The 13,336-nt window shown below is 75.2% G+C and carries 16 protein-coding genes; 3 read left to right on the forward strand and 13 right to left on the reverse strand.

Going from position 1 to position 13,336, the window contains the following annotated elements; all coding sequences use genetic code 11:
• Positions 1–23: 23 nt before the first annotated feature.
• From ABZ497_RS23130 to ABZ497_RS23140, 3 genes are all read right to left on the reverse strand, one after another.
• A complete protein-coding gene (locus ABZ497_RS23130) occupies positions 24–1,352 on the reverse strand; it encodes an esterase (RefSeq protein WP_359807949.1) in 1,329 nt (442 codons plus the stop codon).
• A gap of 229 nt (positions 1,353–1,581) precedes the next feature.
• On the reverse strand, positions 1,582–2,841 hold the full coding sequence (locus tag ABZ497_RS23135) for an acyl-CoA dehydrogenase family protein (RefSeq protein ID WP_359807950.1): 1,260 nt from the start codon (positions 2,839–2,841) through the stop codon (positions 1,582–1,584).
• Between the two features lie 12 nt (positions 2,842–2,853).
• The gene (locus ABZ497_RS23140) at positions 2,854–3,882 is read right to left on the reverse strand and encodes a phosphotransferase family protein (RefSeq protein ID WP_359807952.1); all 1,029 of its coding nucleotides are present in this window, start codon (positions 3,880–3,882) and stop codon (positions 2,854–2,856) included.
• 99 nt (positions 3,883–3,981) lie between these two features.
• Here ABZ497_RS23140 and ABZ497_RS23145 point away from each other — a divergent pair, with 99 nt between their 5' ends.
• Entirely contained in the window at positions 3,982–5,082 is a 1,101-nt protein-coding gene (locus ABZ497_RS23145) for a hypothetical protein (RefSeq protein ID WP_359807953.1), read from the forward strand.
• A gap of 23 nt (positions 5,083–5,105) precedes the next feature.
• On the opposite strand, the gene ABZ497_RS23150 is transcribed toward ABZ497_RS23145, so the two are convergent.
• From ABZ497_RS23150 to ABZ497_RS23170, 5 genes are all read right to left on the reverse strand, one after another.
• Positions 5,106–5,666, reverse strand: coding sequence for a GNAT family N-acetyltransferase (locus ABZ497_RS23150; RefSeq protein WP_359807954.1), 561 nt, complete (start codon positions 5,664–5,666; stop codon positions 5,106–5,108).
• 189 nt (positions 5,667–5,855) lie between these two features.
• On the reverse strand, positions 5,856–6,755 hold the full coding sequence (locus ABZ497_RS23155; protein WP_359807956.1) for a Gfo/Idh/MocA family oxidoreductase: 900 nt from the start codon (positions 6,753–6,755) through the stop codon (positions 5,856–5,858).
• Positions 6,756–6,804: 49 nt separating this feature from the next.
• Positions 6,805–7,473, reverse strand: coding sequence for an O-methyltransferase (locus ABZ497_RS23160; protein WP_329486057.1), 669 nt, complete (start codon positions 7,471–7,473; stop codon positions 6,805–6,807).
• 94 nt (positions 7,474–7,567) lie between these two features.
• Entirely contained in the window at positions 7,568–8,239 is a 672-nt protein-coding gene (locus ABZ497_RS23165; protein WP_329486058.1) for a DedA family protein, read from the reverse strand.
• Between the two features lie 246 nt (positions 8,240–8,485).
• Positions 8,486–9,058, reverse strand: coding sequence for a hypothetical protein (locus ABZ497_RS23170; RefSeq protein ID WP_359807958.1), 573 nt, complete (start codon positions 9,056–9,058; stop codon positions 8,486–8,488).
• A 153-nt stretch (positions 9,059–9,211) separates the two neighbouring features.
• Between ABZ497_RS23170 and ABZ497_RS23175 the strand changes: the two genes are divergently transcribed.
• Entirely contained in the window at positions 9,212–10,258 is a 1,047-nt protein-coding gene (locus ABZ497_RS23175) for an ATP-binding protein (RefSeq protein WP_359807960.1), read from the forward strand.
• Positions 10,255–10,902 carry a response regulator transcription factor gene (locus ABZ497_RS23180; protein WP_352292981.1) on the forward strand — a complete coding sequence of 216 codons (648 nt, stop codon included), beginning with the start codon at positions 10,255–10,257 and terminating at the stop codon, positions 10,900–10,902. Before ABZ497_RS23175 ends, ABZ497_RS23180 begins: the two co-directional genes overlap by 4 nt.
• A 98-nt stretch (positions 10,903–11,000) precedes the next feature.
• Here the strand turns inward: ABZ497_RS23180 and ABZ497_RS23185 are convergent, their stop codons facing one another.
• The 5 genes from ABZ497_RS23185 to ABZ497_RS23205 are packed head-to-tail and all read right to left on the reverse strand — an operon-like array spanning position 11,001 to position 13,284.
• Positions 11,001–11,465, reverse strand: a complete 465-nt coding sequence (locus ABZ497_RS23185) for a gas vesicle protein K (RefSeq protein WP_359807961.1) — start codon at positions 11,463–11,465, stop codon at positions 11,001–11,003.
• Positions 11,462–11,713, reverse strand: coding sequence for a gas vesicle protein (locus tag ABZ497_RS23190; RefSeq protein ID WP_359807962.1), 252 nt, complete (start codon positions 11,711–11,713; stop codon positions 11,462–11,464). Before ABZ497_RS23190 ends, ABZ497_RS23185 begins: the two co-directional genes overlap by 4 nt.
• Entirely contained in the window at positions 11,710–12,519 is an 810-nt protein-coding gene (locus ABZ497_RS23195; protein ID WP_359807964.1) for a GvpL/GvpF family gas vesicle protein, read from the reverse strand. Before ABZ497_RS23195 ends, ABZ497_RS23190 begins: the two co-directional genes overlap by 4 nt.
• A complete protein-coding gene (locus ABZ497_RS23200) occupies positions 12,519–12,983 on the reverse strand; it encodes a gas vesicle protein (RefSeq protein WP_329486067.1) in 465 nt (154 codons plus the stop codon). The genes ABZ497_RS23195 and ABZ497_RS23200 overlap by 1 nt, the downstream gene beginning before the upstream one ends.
• 52 nt (positions 12,984–13,035) lie before the next feature.
• Entirely contained in the window at positions 13,036–13,284 is a 249-nt protein-coding gene (locus ABZ497_RS23205) for a gas vesicle protein GvpG (RefSeq protein WP_329486068.1), read from the reverse strand.
• Positions 13,285–13,336 lie beyond the last annotated feature (52 nt).

The raw sequence follows: 13,336 nt of genomic DNA on the forward strand, positions 1-13,336 counted from the left end.
CCCCGAGCCGCCCCGGGCCCGTGTCAGCGGGCGAACTCCATCTCCGGGAAGCGCGGCGAGGGCCCGTCCAGCAGGTGGTCGTCGTGCCCGCGCAGCCACCGGTCGAAGAACGAGGCCACGTACGCCCGGGTGGCGAGCACGGCCCGCTCCGGGCGGACGTCACCGACGTCGGCCCGCAGCGCCTCGCCGTCCACCGCGCCCTGCCGGGCGAGTTGGGGCAGCAGCGACTGCGCGTCGGTGTACGAGCCGTGCTGCGAACCGGCCAGTGTGACGTCGGCGCGCCAGCCCCGGCTGTGCTGCCAGAGGGCGTCCCAGCCGGGCTGGTGGTGGTAGTCGCCGGAGTCCGCGCTGTGGGTGCCCATCAGCAGGAACGGGCGGTCCAGACCGTCCTCGGCGACGCTGCTCAGGAAGACGCCCTCGCCGGTCGGCCCGGGGAAGTGCAGCTGGCCGTCCATGTTGACGCCGGCGGTGACGCGCGGGTCGTCGTGCATGGTCTGGACGGCGGTGAAGCCGCCGGCCGAGTGGCCCACCATGCCGATCCGGGTCAGGTCCAGCGAGCTCCCGAGACCGGCCGGGAGCCGCCGGTCGGTGCGCAGCGCGGCCAGTTCGTCCAGGACGAAGCGGGTGTCGTCGACCCGGGCCCGCATCGCCTTGCGCAGCAGGGCGCCGATGTCGAGGTCGGGCGTGCCGAGCATGCCGGGGAAGACCGACGTGGCCAGGCCGCCGTCCGGGAAGGCCACCTCGGAGGCGTCGTAGGTGTGGTCGACGGTGACCACCACGTAGCCGCGCGAGGCGAGGTCCTCGACCAGGCCGGTGCCCCAGGTGCGGGGGTCGCCGAGCCCGGCCGAGTAGAGCACCACCGGGCGCGGGCGGCCGCCGCCGGGCAGGGCGGGCGCGTCCTGGCGGGCGTGCGTGCGGATCGCCGACCAGTCCGTCCGCCCGCTCGCCGCGCGGTAGTTGAAGACGGCGGCGCCGCCGTCGCCGCCGAAGTGCTCGGCGGCGCCCGGCTCCATGGAGCGGGCCCGTTCGTCGCCGACCGCGGGGCGCGCGGTCGGGTACCAGAGGCTGATCATCAGTTCCCGGGCCCGCCCGGGCTGCCACGGGTCCGCCCGTCCGGCGTTGGTGAGGTGCAGCGAGGTGGTGCCGACCGGGTACGGCCCGGTGGGCTGCGGCAGCCAGGCGCGGGCCCGGCGCTCCGCCACGGCCGGCGCGTCCAGCGCCGCCGCCGGCGCGACCGCCGTGCCCAGCACCGCCGTGGCCGCCAGCAGCGCCGCGATCCCGGTCCGCCTGCCCTGCCCCGGCCCCCGCCTGCGCGTGACACCCCGCACGACCTCCCGCGTCACTCCCCGCATGGCTCCCCCAGCTCCTCACCGTCGACGGCCGCCGCCCACCGGCCCGGCCCGTACCGTGACCGTACGGGCCGGGGTGGTGCACGAACGTCATACCGCGGAGCCAATTGCCGCCGTGCTACCGCGGTATGACACGCCGGGCGGGGTGCCCGACGGTCACCCGCCCGGCGGCCCGTGCCCAGGGTGTTGGCAAAGTCGCGTCGCGGACCCGGCGGGACTCTGCCGACACCCCCTAGCGGTCGCCCGCCCGGTGGCGCTTGAGCTCGCGCCGGGCCAGCGAGCGCTTGTGCACCTCGTCCGGTCCGTCGGCCAGGCGCAGTGTGCGGTTGCCGGCCCAGAGCTGGGCGAGCGGGGTGTCCTGACTGACGCCGGCCGCGCCGTGGGCCTGGACGGCCTTGTCGAGGATCCATTCGACGGTGCGCGGGGTGGCGATCTTGATGGCCTGGATCTCGGCGTGCGCGCCGCGGTTGCCCACGGTGTCCATCAGCCAGGCGGTCTTCAGCACCAGCAGCCTCAACTGCTCGATCCGGACCCGGGATTCGGCGATCCAGTCCTGCACCACGCCCTGCTCCGCGAGCGGGCGCCCGAAGGCCACCCGGTCCAGCGTCCGGCGGCACATCAGCTCGACGGCGCGTTCGGCGATGCCGATCGCCCGCATGCAGTGGTGGATCCGGCCGGGCCCCAGCCTGGCCTGGGCGATCGCGAAGCCGGAGCCCTCGGCGCCGATCAGGTGGCCGGCCGGGACCCGGACGCCGTCGAAGTGGACCTCGGCGTGGCCGCCGTGGTCGGCGTCGTCGTAGCCGAACACCTTCATGCCCCGCCGGACGGTGACCCCGGGGGTGTCGCGCGGGACGAGGATCATGCTCTGCTGACGGTGCGGCTCGGCGCCGGGGTCGGTCTTGCCCATCACGATGAAGATCCGGCAGCGCGGGTTCATCGCGCCGGTGATGTACCACTTGCGCCCGGTCACGACGTACTCGTCGCCGTCGCGCTCGATCCGGGTGGCGATGTTGGTGGCGTCCGAGGAGGCGACGTCGGGCTCGGTCATCGCGAAGGCGGAGCGGATCTCGGCGTCCAGCAGGGGCCGCAGCCACCGCTCGCGCTGCTCGGCGGAGCCGAACTGGGCGAGCAGCTCCATGTTGCCGGTGTCCGGGGCGGCGCAGTTGAGGGCGGGCGGCGCGAGCTGCGGGCTGCGCCCGGTGATCTCGGCGAGCGGCGCGTACTGGAGGTTGGTCAGGCCGGCGCCGCCCTGCCCCGGCCGGTCCGGGTGGCCCGCGTGGTCCGGGTGGTCCGGCAGGAAGAGGTTCCACAGGCCCTGCTCGCGGGCCTCGGCCTGCAGCTCGGCGACGATCGGCGGTACGTCCCAGGCGGGCCGGCCGGGGTCGGCCAACTGGGCCTCCAGGACGGCTTCGGCCGGGTACACGTGCCGGTCCATGAAGGTCAGCAGGCGCTCGCGCAGCTCTTCGGTCCGGGCGTCGTAGGCGAAATCCATCGGTCGGTGCTCCTACCGGGCGGTGAGGGTGGTCAGGCCGTGTTCGGCGAGGACGGGTGCGATCTCGGCGGCCCGCTCGAAGCCGGCGCCGAGGGTGCGGCCCTGCCGGAAGCGGAAGTGGATGCCCTCGGCGACGACGGCGAGCTTGAAGGAGGCGAAGGCCACGTACCAGTCGAGGTCGGCGGCGGCGCGTCCGGTGAGTTCGGCGTAGCGGGTGACGAGTTCGGCGGCGGCGGGGAAGCCGGGGGCGGTGGCGGCGGAGGGGATGATGCCGCCGCCGACACCGGCGAGTTCGGTGTACATCACCAGCAGGCCGACGTCGGTGAGCGGGTCACCGAGGGTGGACATCTCCCAGTCCAGGACGGCGGTGATGGCGTCGTGCCCGTCGACGAGCACGTTGTCCAGCCGGTAGTCGCCGTGGACGAGCGCGGGCGCCGGGGAGTCGGGCAGCCGGGCGGCGAGCAGCTCGTGCAGCCGGTCGACGCCGGGCAGGTCCCGGCTGCGGGAGGCGGCGAGCTGGGTGGACCAGCGGCGCAGCTGGCGCTCCAGGAAGCCCTCGGGGCGGCCGAAGTCGGCGAGGCCGACGGCGGCCGGGTCGATCCGGTGGAGGGCGGCGAGGGTGTCGACCAACTGCTCGCCGAGGGCGTGGACGCGCTTCTCGCCGAGGGCGGCGAGCGGGCCGGCGTCGCGGTGCGCGGTGCCGGGGACGTACTCCATCAGGTACCAGGGCGCGCCGAGGACGTCCGCGCCGGTGTCCAGCAGCAGGGTGGCGGGGACGGGGACGCCGGTGCCGCGCAGGGCGGTCATCACCCGGTGCTCGCGGCCCATGTCGTGGGCGGTGGCCAGCACGTGCCCGAGCGGCGGGCGGCGCAGCACCCAGCGGGAGGTGCCGTCGGTCAGCAGGTAGGTGAGGTTGGAGCGGCCGCCCTCGATCAGCTCGGCCCGCAGCGCGCCCCGGACGGTGCCGGGCAGTTCGCGGTCCAGATGGCCGCGGAGCCGGTCGAGGTCCAGGCCGGGCGGGTCGGCGGGGGTGTCGGGCATGGGCTCACTCTCCTGGTCAGCGTTTCTGACTAAGCGCTTGCTTAGCATTCAGCGGAGGGCTGTGCGCTGTCAATGCCGCCGTACCGCCACAATGTCGCCATGAGGTTGATCCACACCCTGGCCGGCGCGCTGATCCTGGTGCTCACCGTCGCGAGCATCCTGCGCACCCTGGTCGTGCCGCGCGGCCTGTACTCCTCCCTGGTGCACCGGCTCTGGCGGGGCCTGCGGGCGCTGCTGCGGCTGTCCGCCACGCCCTTCGGCGGCTACCGCGCCCAGGACCGGGCGCAGACCTGGCTGGCGCCGCTGATCCTGCTGGGCATGCTCGGAGTGTGGCTCGGCAGCATGCTGCTCGCGTACACCCTGCTGCTGCACGGCACCTCGCGGCTGGACTGGGCGGTCTCCTTCCGGGAGGCCGGCTCCAGCCTCTTCACCCTCGGCTTCGCCAGCGGGGACCGGCTCCACCTCTCGGTCATCGACTTCATGGCCGCCGCCAGCGGCCCGCTGGTGATCGCCCTGCAGATCGCCTACCTGCCGACCCTGTACGGCGCCTACAACCGCCGCGAGGTGGAGGTGACGCTCCTCAAGTCCCGGGCCGGCGAACCCGCCTGGGGCCCGGAGCTGCTGGCCCGGCAGTCCCTCGTGGACACCGAGACGGCGCTCCCCCAGCTCTACCGCGACTGGGAGCGGCTCGCCGCCGACATCGGCGAGAGCCACTCCAACTACCCCGTACTGCTGTCGTTCCGCTCCCCGCAGCCGAACCGCAGCTGGGTGGTGGGCCTGATCGCCGTCATGGACGCCGCCGCGATCCACCTGGCGATCAACCCGCGCTCGGCGCCGCCGGAGGCCCGCCTCGTCCTGCGGGCCGGCTTCACCGCGCTGCGCGACGTCGGCAGCTCGCTGCGCGTCGCCTTCGACCCGGACCCGGCGCCGGACAGCCCGATCCGCCTCAGCTTCACCGAGTTCGACGCGGCGGTGGCGATGATCACCGCCGCCGGGTTCCCCCGCGAACGCTCCGCCGCCGACGCCTGGCCGCACTTCCACGGCTGGCGCGTCAACTACGAGGCCCTGGCCTACGAACTGGCCCGCCGCAGCGACGCCGTGCCCGCCCTGTGGACCGGCCCGCGCGACTTCACCGCCCCGCCCATCCCCCCGGCCCGCCCCGCCGACCGCCGTCCGGAGGCACCGCCCCAGGGCTGGTAGGCCGGCGGCCACCCGGCCGGACGTCAGTACCCGGGTGCGCCGCCGTCGGGCCACCGGCACGCCCGGGCCATCGCCACCAACGGCGGCGCCTCGGCGGTGGGCGGGACCTCGTTCACGACCTGGTAGCCCCACGCCTCGTACAGGGCGAGCACCCTCCCACCCCCGGCCGCGGGGTTGACCATCAGCATGACGCGCTCCTCCCCACGGCCGCCCGCGAGCCCCTCGTGGATCCGGCGGGCAGCACCGGTGCCGCGCCAGCGTGCGCGCACCCCCAGCTCCCTGAGCGCGAAGGTCGGCGCCGCCGTCAGCTCCGGAGGCGTCGCCCTGGCCAGCCGGGCCCACCAGCGGTCTCCGGACTCCACGGTGTTGCCGTACGCGTACCCGACCGGCTCGGTGCCGTCGTACCCGAGGACGGCCTCGAACCCCGGCTGCCCGCTGTGCAGCTCCAGGCGCTCGACGAAGGCCGCGACGGCGTAGTTCGGCAGGTGCAGCAACGGCGCCCGCACCTGCGCGTACAGCGCGACCAGCGCCCGGCGCAGGGCCGCCGTCAGTTCCCGGTGGTGGTGCAGCACCGTCTCCGTCATGGGGCAGCCCTCTCCGGCTCGCGAACGTCCTGCCCCCACGGTTCCGCACGAACACCGCCCGCCGCCAGAGGGGGGTTCGGCACGCCGCCGAACCGGCCGAGCACGTCGGCCGCGCTCCGGGACCGGGTATCGCGGCCCCGGCCGTGGGGCGGCGGTCGCGTCGGACGGCCGCCGCACGGGCGCGGCCCGTCAGACGTCGACCGGGGCGGCGGTGGCCAGCGAGCGCTCGGCGGCGGAGAGGATCTCGACCACCCGCAGGCCGAAGGCCGCGCCGCAGGGGTGGGGCTCGCCGGTGCGGGCGGAGTCGCGCAGGGCGTCCAGGGCGCGGTGGAGCGCGGCCAGCGGGCCCTCGCCGCGCTCGGGGAGATGGACGACGCCCGACTCGCCGCGCAGCTCCATGCCCGTGCCGCCGGCCGCGAGCGGGGCGGTCAGGCTGAGCGCGAGGGTGCTGGACGCGCCGCCGGCGTGCAGCAGCACGAGGTGGACGGTGTCCCGGGGGCCGGCGACCGCGGTCACCCGGACCGCGTCGCCCAGCACCGGGAGCAGCACCGAGAGCGCGTGGGGGCCGACGTCCCAGAGCGCGCCCTTCTCCTGCCGCCAGGGCGAGGCCGCGTACGGGCTGGTGCTGTCGGACGCGAAGACCGAGCCGAGCCAGTCGGAGCGACCGGTGAACCAGCCGCCGGTGGCGGCCTGCTTCTCGATCCACGGCAGCTGCTCGCCGCCGAAGCGGACGGTGAAGAAGACCACCGTGGCGACGCCGTGCGCCTCGGTGGCCTGGACGACACGCCGGGCGTCCGGGACGGTCAGCGCGACCGGCTTGTCCAGCAGCAGGTGGCAGCCGGCCTCGGCGGCGCGCACCGCGAGGTCCGCCTGGACGGTCGGCGGCAGCGCGATGGAGACGGCGTCCACCTCGGCGAGCAGCCGGTCGAGGTCCTGGTGGCCGGGCACGCCGTGCGCCTCGCCGAGCGCGGCGGCCGCCTCGGGCCGGCGGCCCCAGACGCCCGCGAGCTCGAAGTCGGGGTGCTCCGCCAGTACGGGCGCGTGCACCCGCTCCGCCCAGGGGCCGGTGCCCAGCAGTCCGATCCGCATGCTCTCTCTTCTCCCTCGCTCGTCCCTGCCCGGCGCCGTCGCGCGCTGCTCAGCGCTGGACGCGGGCCAGGGTGAAACCGTCGTAGCCCTTGCTGCCGACCGTCTGTACGGAGGTCGCGGACACCCGCGGCTCGGCGGCGATCAGGTCGTGCAGCCGGCGGATCGCGACCACCGCCGGGTCGTCGCTGTCCGGGTCGGCGACGGCGCCGCGGCGCACCACGTTGTCGACCACGATCAGCGAGCCCGGGGCGGTGAGCTCCAGCGCCCGGGCGAAGTACTCGGGGTTGCTCTGCTTGTCGGCGTCGATGAAGACCAGGTCGAACGGCTCGGCGCCGTCCGCCACCAGCGCGGCCAGCGAGTCGGCGGCGCGGCCGAGCCGGACCTCGGCGACCTTCTCCAGGCCCGCCCGCGCGAGGTTCGCCCGGGCGACCTCGGCGTGCGCCGGGTCGATCTCCAGGGTGATCAGGGTGCCGTCGGCGGGCAGCGCCCGGGCCAGCCAGATCGCGCTGTAGCCGCCGAGCGTGCCGACCTCCAGGATGCGCCGCGCGCCCTGGGTGAGGGCCAGCAGGTGCAGCAGCTTGCCCTGGTTGGGCGCCACCGCGATGGGCGGCAGCCCCGCGGCTTCGGCGGCGGCCGTCGCGGCCTCCAGCACCGGGTCGTGCCCGACCAGCCGCTCGGAGAAGTAGGCATCCACCGCGTCCCACGTCTGCTCCGCCACAACGCCCTCCACCTGCTGCTTTACATGCCACCGCCGGGGTAGCCCGATGCTACCCCGGCGGGAGGACAGCTCTGCTGGAACGCTCCGGTGCCGATCAGTCCACCGCGGGAGCGCCCACCGCGGGCTCGGCGGCGGCGGCCGCCGCCTCCTCGGCCTCGCGGGCCCGGGCGGCCTTGCCGGCCCGGCGCTTCATCAGCCAGGCCGAGAGGGCGCCGCCGGCCGCGGCCAGCAGCAGACCCACCCAGGAGAAGCGCGACAGCCACTGCTCGGCGACCTTGCCGACCTGGTACACCAGCAGGGTGGTGCCGCCGGCCCAGACCACGCCGCCCAGCACGTTGGCGATCAGGAACTTCCAGTACGGCATCTTCAGCGCGCCCGCGAGCGGGCCGGCGAAGATCCGCAGCAGCGCGATGAAGCGGCCGAAGAAGACCGCCCACATGCCCCACTTCTGGAACGAGCGCTCGGCACTGGCCAGGTGGTCCGGCCCGAAGTGCTTGGGGAACTTCCGTCCGAGCTTCTCGAACAGCGGCTTGCCGCCCTTGCGCCCGATCGAGTAGCCGATCGAGTCGCCGATGATCGCCCCGAGGATCGCGCAGACCGCGACCCAGACCGGGCTGACCACACCGCGGGCGGACAGCAGGGCCGCCGACACCAGGGCGATCTCGCCGGGCAGCGGGATACCCAGGGACTCCAGCCCGATGATCAGCGCGACCAGGGCGTACACCGCACCCGGTGGGACGCTCTCGATCCAGGCGTCGATGTGCAAGGCCGTACCTCCGTGGCAGGACGAGATCCGTTCGTGGGACGGGCCGTGCCCGGTCCGGTGGGTCTCGACGACGATCCGATGGCGGCACCAGGCCGCTCCCCGAAAGATGCAGCCTAACGTGCCGGGCGGCCTGTCCCCCCGGCCGATCACCCCCGATTACGACGTACGACACACCTCCGTGGTTCCGGGATGGCGGCACCCGGCGTCGGGAAGCGGGGCCGGGCCCGCACGCCCCGCGGCGCCGGATCAGCGCGCGCCGGCCCTGGAACGGCGGAGGTAGTCCACGGTGACGATCGCGAGCAACGGGCCCCAGAGCAGCAGCGGGGCGTAGCAGAGGGTCATGGCCAGACCGGCCAGGCCGTGCGGGGCCTCCGGGTTGCCCATGGCGTTCGGGCCGTACCACCCGCCGAAACCGGCGGCGAAGGTGAGCGCGGTGACCGCCACCGCCCCCAGTCCGGCGGGGACCACGGCGGCCCATGGACGCACCCGGCGGCCGCCGATCAGCGGCAGCCAGCTGGGGGTGACCCGGCCCCAGGGGCGGACCAGGCCCAGGGAGAGGAAGGCCAGCGTCTCGGCGAGCGCGCTCAGGGCGAGCACGTAGAGGGTGGCCCAGCCCGGCATGTGGGCCGTCATCTGCCGTTCCATCGCCCCGGAGAATCCGACCGGGATGCCGACGCCCAGGGCGACCCGCCAGAGCCCGGACGGGACGGCGGTCAGCGCCGCGACCTTGGCCACCCGGACCGCCCACGGTGCGGCGGACCGGTACGGGAGCGGGGTGGCGACGGCACTGGTGGTGGGGGTGACTGCGGTGCCCAGCATCGGAGTTCCTCTCGTCGTTCGGTGTGCCTCCAGCCTGGCGGCGGGGCCGGTACCGGCGGCAGATGCCGATCGGGAGGTCCGCGGGCGCCCCGCCGCCCCGGCCTGTGCCGTTCGGCACGGGTGGCGGCGCCGCCCGGTGCATAGGCTGGGCGCATGATCGGGGAATGGGGGAGCATCGTGCCGGTGCTCGCGGTGGCGGCCGCAGTGCGGATCGGGCGGCCACGGCCGACGGCGGCGGCGGGGGTGGTCTCGCTCGCGCTGACCGCCGTCGGGGCGGCGCTGGGCGGCTTCGGCGAGGACGGCCCGGCGGGGCCGGTCGGGGTGGCCGAACTGATCGGGCTGCTGGTCCTGGTGACGATGACGGTGCGCACCGGCCGGGGCCGGGTGGCCGTCGGGGTCCTGGCGACGGCGCTGCTCTGCTGGCCGCTGCGCTATGCCGCGCCGGTCGAGGGCTGGCAGCAGGTCGGACTCCTCGGCTTCGGCGCGGTCGGGGCCCTGGGGGCGGCGCTGGTCGGCTTCTACCTCTGGTCGCTGGACGGCCTCCGGCGCCGCGAGGTGGCGGCCGCACGCCGGGCCGAACAGCTGGAACTCGCCCACGACCTGCACGACTTCGTGGCCCACGACGTCAGCGGGATGGTCGCGCTGGCCCAGGCCGGCGGCTTCCTGGCGGAGCCGCACCCCGAACTGGCCGAGGTGTTCCGGCGGATCGAGCAGTCCGGCCAGCAGGCGCTCTCCTCGCTGGACCGGACGGTCGCCCTGCTGCGCACCCCGGACGAGGACGCCGCCGGCCGCCGGGCCCCGCAGCCCGGCCTGGCCGAACTCCCCGCGCTGGCAGAGCGGTTCACCGCCTCGGGGGCCGCCGAGGTCCGGCTCGACCTGCCGGAGCGGCCGGTCGGCCGGGAGGCCGGGGCCACCGTCCACCGGATCGTGGTCGAGGCGCTGACCAATGTCCGGCGGCACGCCCCCGCCGCCCGATCGGTCACCGTGTCCGTCCGCCGACTCGACGGGCAGCGGCTGGAGTTGACCGTCGCCGACGACGGCGGAGCGGTCGAGAGCCTGCCCCGGCACCGGGGCGGGCACGGCCTGAGCGCCCTGGCCGCCCGGGTCGAGGCGCTCGGCGGTACGCTCGACGCCGGGCGCGCCGGGCAGGGCTGGCTGGTCACCGCCACGTTTCCGCTGCCGGCCGAAGGGGCCTCATGAGCATCCGCGTCCTCCTGGCCGACGACCACGACGACATCCGCGCGGCCTACCGGATGATCCTGGACGCCCAGCCCGACCTCACCGTGGTGGCGGAGGCCGCCGACGGCCTCGCCGCGTTCGAACAGGCCCGCCTGCTCCGCCCCGACGTGGTGCTGGCGGACATCCGGATGCCGAAGCTGGACGGCCTGGAACTGACCCGGCGGCTGGCCGGGCCCGAGGTGGCCGACCCGCTGCGGGTGGTCGTGGTGACCACCTTCGACCTGGACGAGTACGTGCACGCCGCGCTCCGGCACGGCGCGGCCGGCTTCCTGCTCAAGCGGTCCAGCCCCGCCCTGCTGGTCGAGGCGGTCCGGGCGGCGGTGGCCGGTGACACCCTGATCAGCCCGCAGGTCACCGTCCGGCTGCTGCGTCAACTGGCCGCCCCCGCCCCGGCGTCGCCGCAGGCGGAGCCCGCCGAGCCGCTGACCCCGCGGGAGACCGAGATCGCCGGGCTGGTCTCGGGCGGGGCGACCAACGCGGAGATCGCCGAGCAGTTGTTCATCTCGGCCGGCACGGTCAAGAACCACCTGGCGAACATCCAGCGCAAGCTCGGCGTGCGGAACCGGGTCGGCATCGCCGCCTCGGTCTGGGGCGACCGCCGATAGCGGGAGGGCCGCCGACGGCGGGGGCCGCCGATAGCGGGACGGCCGGTGGTAGCTGGACGGCCGGTGATAGCTGGACGGCCGGTGATGCCGGGGGCCGCCTACGGGGGCGGCAGGAGGCTTCCCAGCGGGCCGAGATCGAGGTTCAGGTCGGCGCGGTTCAGGCCGTAGCGGGCGCAGAGGTCGTCCATCCTGTCGTGAAGCGCCATCAGGGTCGCACCGAGTCGCTCCTCCTGCTCCTCGCTGAGGTCCCCGGCGTCGACCCGGCGCAGCGCCTGGCGCTCCATGAGCTGCCGCAGGAGTTCGACCAGGGTGAGCACGAGCTGGACCAGGTCCCGTTCGACGTTCTCGGGGTCGGTGCCGGCGGTGTTGATCCTGCGGGCCGGGTGGGGCTGCCGGCCCCGCACCCGACGGCCGTCCTCGGGGGACGCGGGCAGCAGGCGGAACGCGCGATCGGCGGCCGCGGCGACCTCCGCGTAGCGACGGCCCCGGCCATCACGCTCGGCGCGGCCGGTGTCACCGGCGCGGTCGGCACCGCCGGTCCGACCGGCGTCCGAGGGGCTCACGGCCCATCACCGCCGAGCCGCCTGCCGTCCCGCCACGGAGAGAGCTCCGGGCCGCTGATCGAGACGATCAGGGCCCGCAGCGAGATGCGCACGAGGTCGACGTCGGCGACGGACAGCACGATGTCGCCGGTGAGGACGACACCCCCGCCCAGCAGCCGGTCCAGGAGGTCGACGAGGGCGATCCGGCGGTCCGGCAGCGGCTCCTGCCCGCCGTACCGGTCGCCCGGCCCGGGCTGCTGACCGTTCATACCGGCCGTTCACCACCCGTCGGCTCGTCCTGGGGCAGCACGGCGAAGGAGTAGGGCGCCCACGGGCCGGTGACCTCGACGCGGACCCCGTTCAGCCCCTGCCCCGCCCGCAGGACGTCCTCGCGGAACACCCCGGCCCGCTCCACGGGCACCAGGTAGGCGTCGTTGAGCACGTTCTCGCCCTGCTCCCCCACCGGCTCCCCGCTGTGGACGCGGTGGTGCGCCCGGGCCACCGCCAGTCGGGCCGCGGCGGCCTCCACCCGGGCCGCCGCCTGTTCCGCGGCGCGGTAGCGCTCCGCGTGCCGGTCGCGCACGGCCCTCCGGGCGTGCAGGTAGGCCCGGCCCGGCCCGACGTCCGCGGGCGGCGGCCCCTCGGGCACCGGATCCGGTGCCCGAGCCTCGACATAGATCTTCACGCCCCATTCGACCTGCGCCACGAGCCGGTCGAGCGCCGCCGTGAACTCGTCCTGGCGGGCGTCGAGGGCGCTGCGCACGCCGTCGTCGTCGAAGTACACCGTCGCGAGGCGCAGCGGGAGGACGGTGGTGACCGCGGCGAGCGCGGCGACCACGGCGTGGTGGGCCCGGGCCGCGGTTTCGAGCCACTGGAGGTCCTCCAGGTGCTCGGCGAGGGCGTCCTGCCGGAAGTCCTCGGCGGGGACGCGGCTGACGGCCGCCGCGAGCCCGGGGTCGTCGGCGTGCAGGAGCAGCACCGGGGCGCCGGCGATCCCGTGCGCGCCGGCGGCGGCGGGCCCGAGGGCTTCGGTGGTCCTGGCGATGGCGTAGGCGTAGACGACGGTGCCGGCCATCACTCCTCCCGGGTGCGTCGCGTGCGGGGCGCCGGGGCGGCGCGCTTCGCGCGTGCGGGGCGGCGGACGGGGGGCTCCTCGGCGGCCGGTGGCAGGCCCGGCTCCGCTCGCAGCCGGGCGAGTTCGCCGCGCAGGCGCTCGTTCTCGGCCTCCAGTTCCCGTGCCGGCTCCCGGTCGGCGGCCGGCAGGCGGTCGCCCCGGGCGCGCGAGGAGAGCGAGGGATCGTGCTCCCACCAGTCGATGCCCATCTCCTTGGCCTTGTCCACCGAGGCGACCAGCAGGCGCAGTTTGATGGTGAGCAGTTCGATGTCGAGCAGGTTGATCTGGATGTCACCGGCGATGACGATGCCCTTGTCGAGGACGCGTTCGAGGATGTCGGCGAGGTTGGCGGAGGAGCCCTGGGCGTAGGGCGGTGCGGCTCGGGAGGAGGTGGAGCCGAACCTGTCGGCGATGGGTTGTGTCACGACCGTTCGGCCTTCCTCTCCTGGTTCGGGCCCCTGGCCGGGGCCGGGCGGGTCACGGCTCCCCGCGCTGCCATGCCCTGATCTCGTCCAGCCGGTCGAGGAGTTCGTCCTCCCGCCGGTCGAAGGTCTCCTCGTCGATGTCGCCGGCGAGCAGGGCCTGCTCCAGCTCGGCCAGTTCGCGTTCGACGGGGGCGGGATCGTAGTACTGCTGCTCGGCTGCTTCCTGGATGCGTTCGGCCACCCACACGGCGCCGCGGACGGGGGCCAGCGGCAGGGTGAGGATCTGCGTGATCAGACCCATGGCTTCCTCGCTTCCTCCGCATCATCTTCTCCGCGTGGTCTTCTCCGCGTCC

Origin of the sequence: Kitasatospora sp. NPDC005751, from assembly GCF_040630835.1 — a bacterium.
GTDB lineage: Bacteria > Actinomycetota > Actinomycetes > Streptomycetales > Streptomycetaceae > Kitasatospora.

Bases quoted from the DNA above. Each gene is read 5' to 3' on its own strand.
- ABZ497_RS23130 (WP_359807949.1), bottom strand. From the start codon at position 1,352: ATGCGGGGAGTGACGCGGGAGGTCGTGCGGGGTGTCACGCGCAGGCGG.
- ABZ497_RS23135 (WP_359807950.1), bottom strand. From the start codon at position 2,841: ATGGATTTCGCCTACGACGCCCGGACCGAAGAGCTGCGCGAGCGCCTG.
- ABZ497_RS23140 (WP_359807952.1), bottom strand. From the start codon at position 3,882: ATGCCCGACACCCCCGCCGACCCGCCCGGCCTGGACCTCGACCGGCTC.
- ABZ497_RS23145 (WP_359807953.1), top strand. From the start codon at position 3,982: ATGAGGTTGATCCACACCCTGGCCGGCGCGCTGATCCTGGTGCTCACC.
- ABZ497_RS23150 (WP_359807954.1), bottom strand. From the start codon at position 5,666: ATGACGGAGACGGTGCTGCACCACCACCGGGAACTGACGGCGGCCCTG.
- ABZ497_RS23155 (WP_359807956.1), bottom strand. From the start codon at position 6,755: ATGCGGATCGGACTGCTGGGCACCGGCCCCTGGGCGGAGCGGGTGCAC.
- ABZ497_RS23170 (WP_359807958.1), bottom strand. From the start codon at position 9,058: ATGCTGGGCACCGCAGTCACCCCCACCACCAGTGCCGTCGCCACCCCG.
- ABZ497_RS23175 (WP_359807960.1), top strand. From the start codon at position 9,212: ATGATCGGGGAATGGGGGAGCATCGTGCCGGTGCTCGCGGTGGCGGCC.
- ABZ497_RS23180 (WP_352292981.1), top strand. From the start codon at position 10,255: ATGAGCATCCGCGTCCTCCTGGCCGACGACCACGACGACATCCGCGCG.
- ABZ497_RS23190 (WP_359807962.1), bottom strand. From the start codon at position 11,713: ATGAACGGTCAGCAGCCCGGGCCGGGCGACCGGTACGGCGGGCAGGAG.
- ABZ497_RS23195 (WP_359807964.1), bottom strand. From the start codon at position 12,519: ATGGCCGGCACCGTCGTCTACGCCTACGCCATCGCCAGGACCACCGAA.
- ABZ497_RS23205 (WP_329486068.1), bottom strand. From the start codon at position 13,284: ATGGGTCTGATCACGCAGATCCTCACCCTGCCGCTGGCCCCCGTCCGC.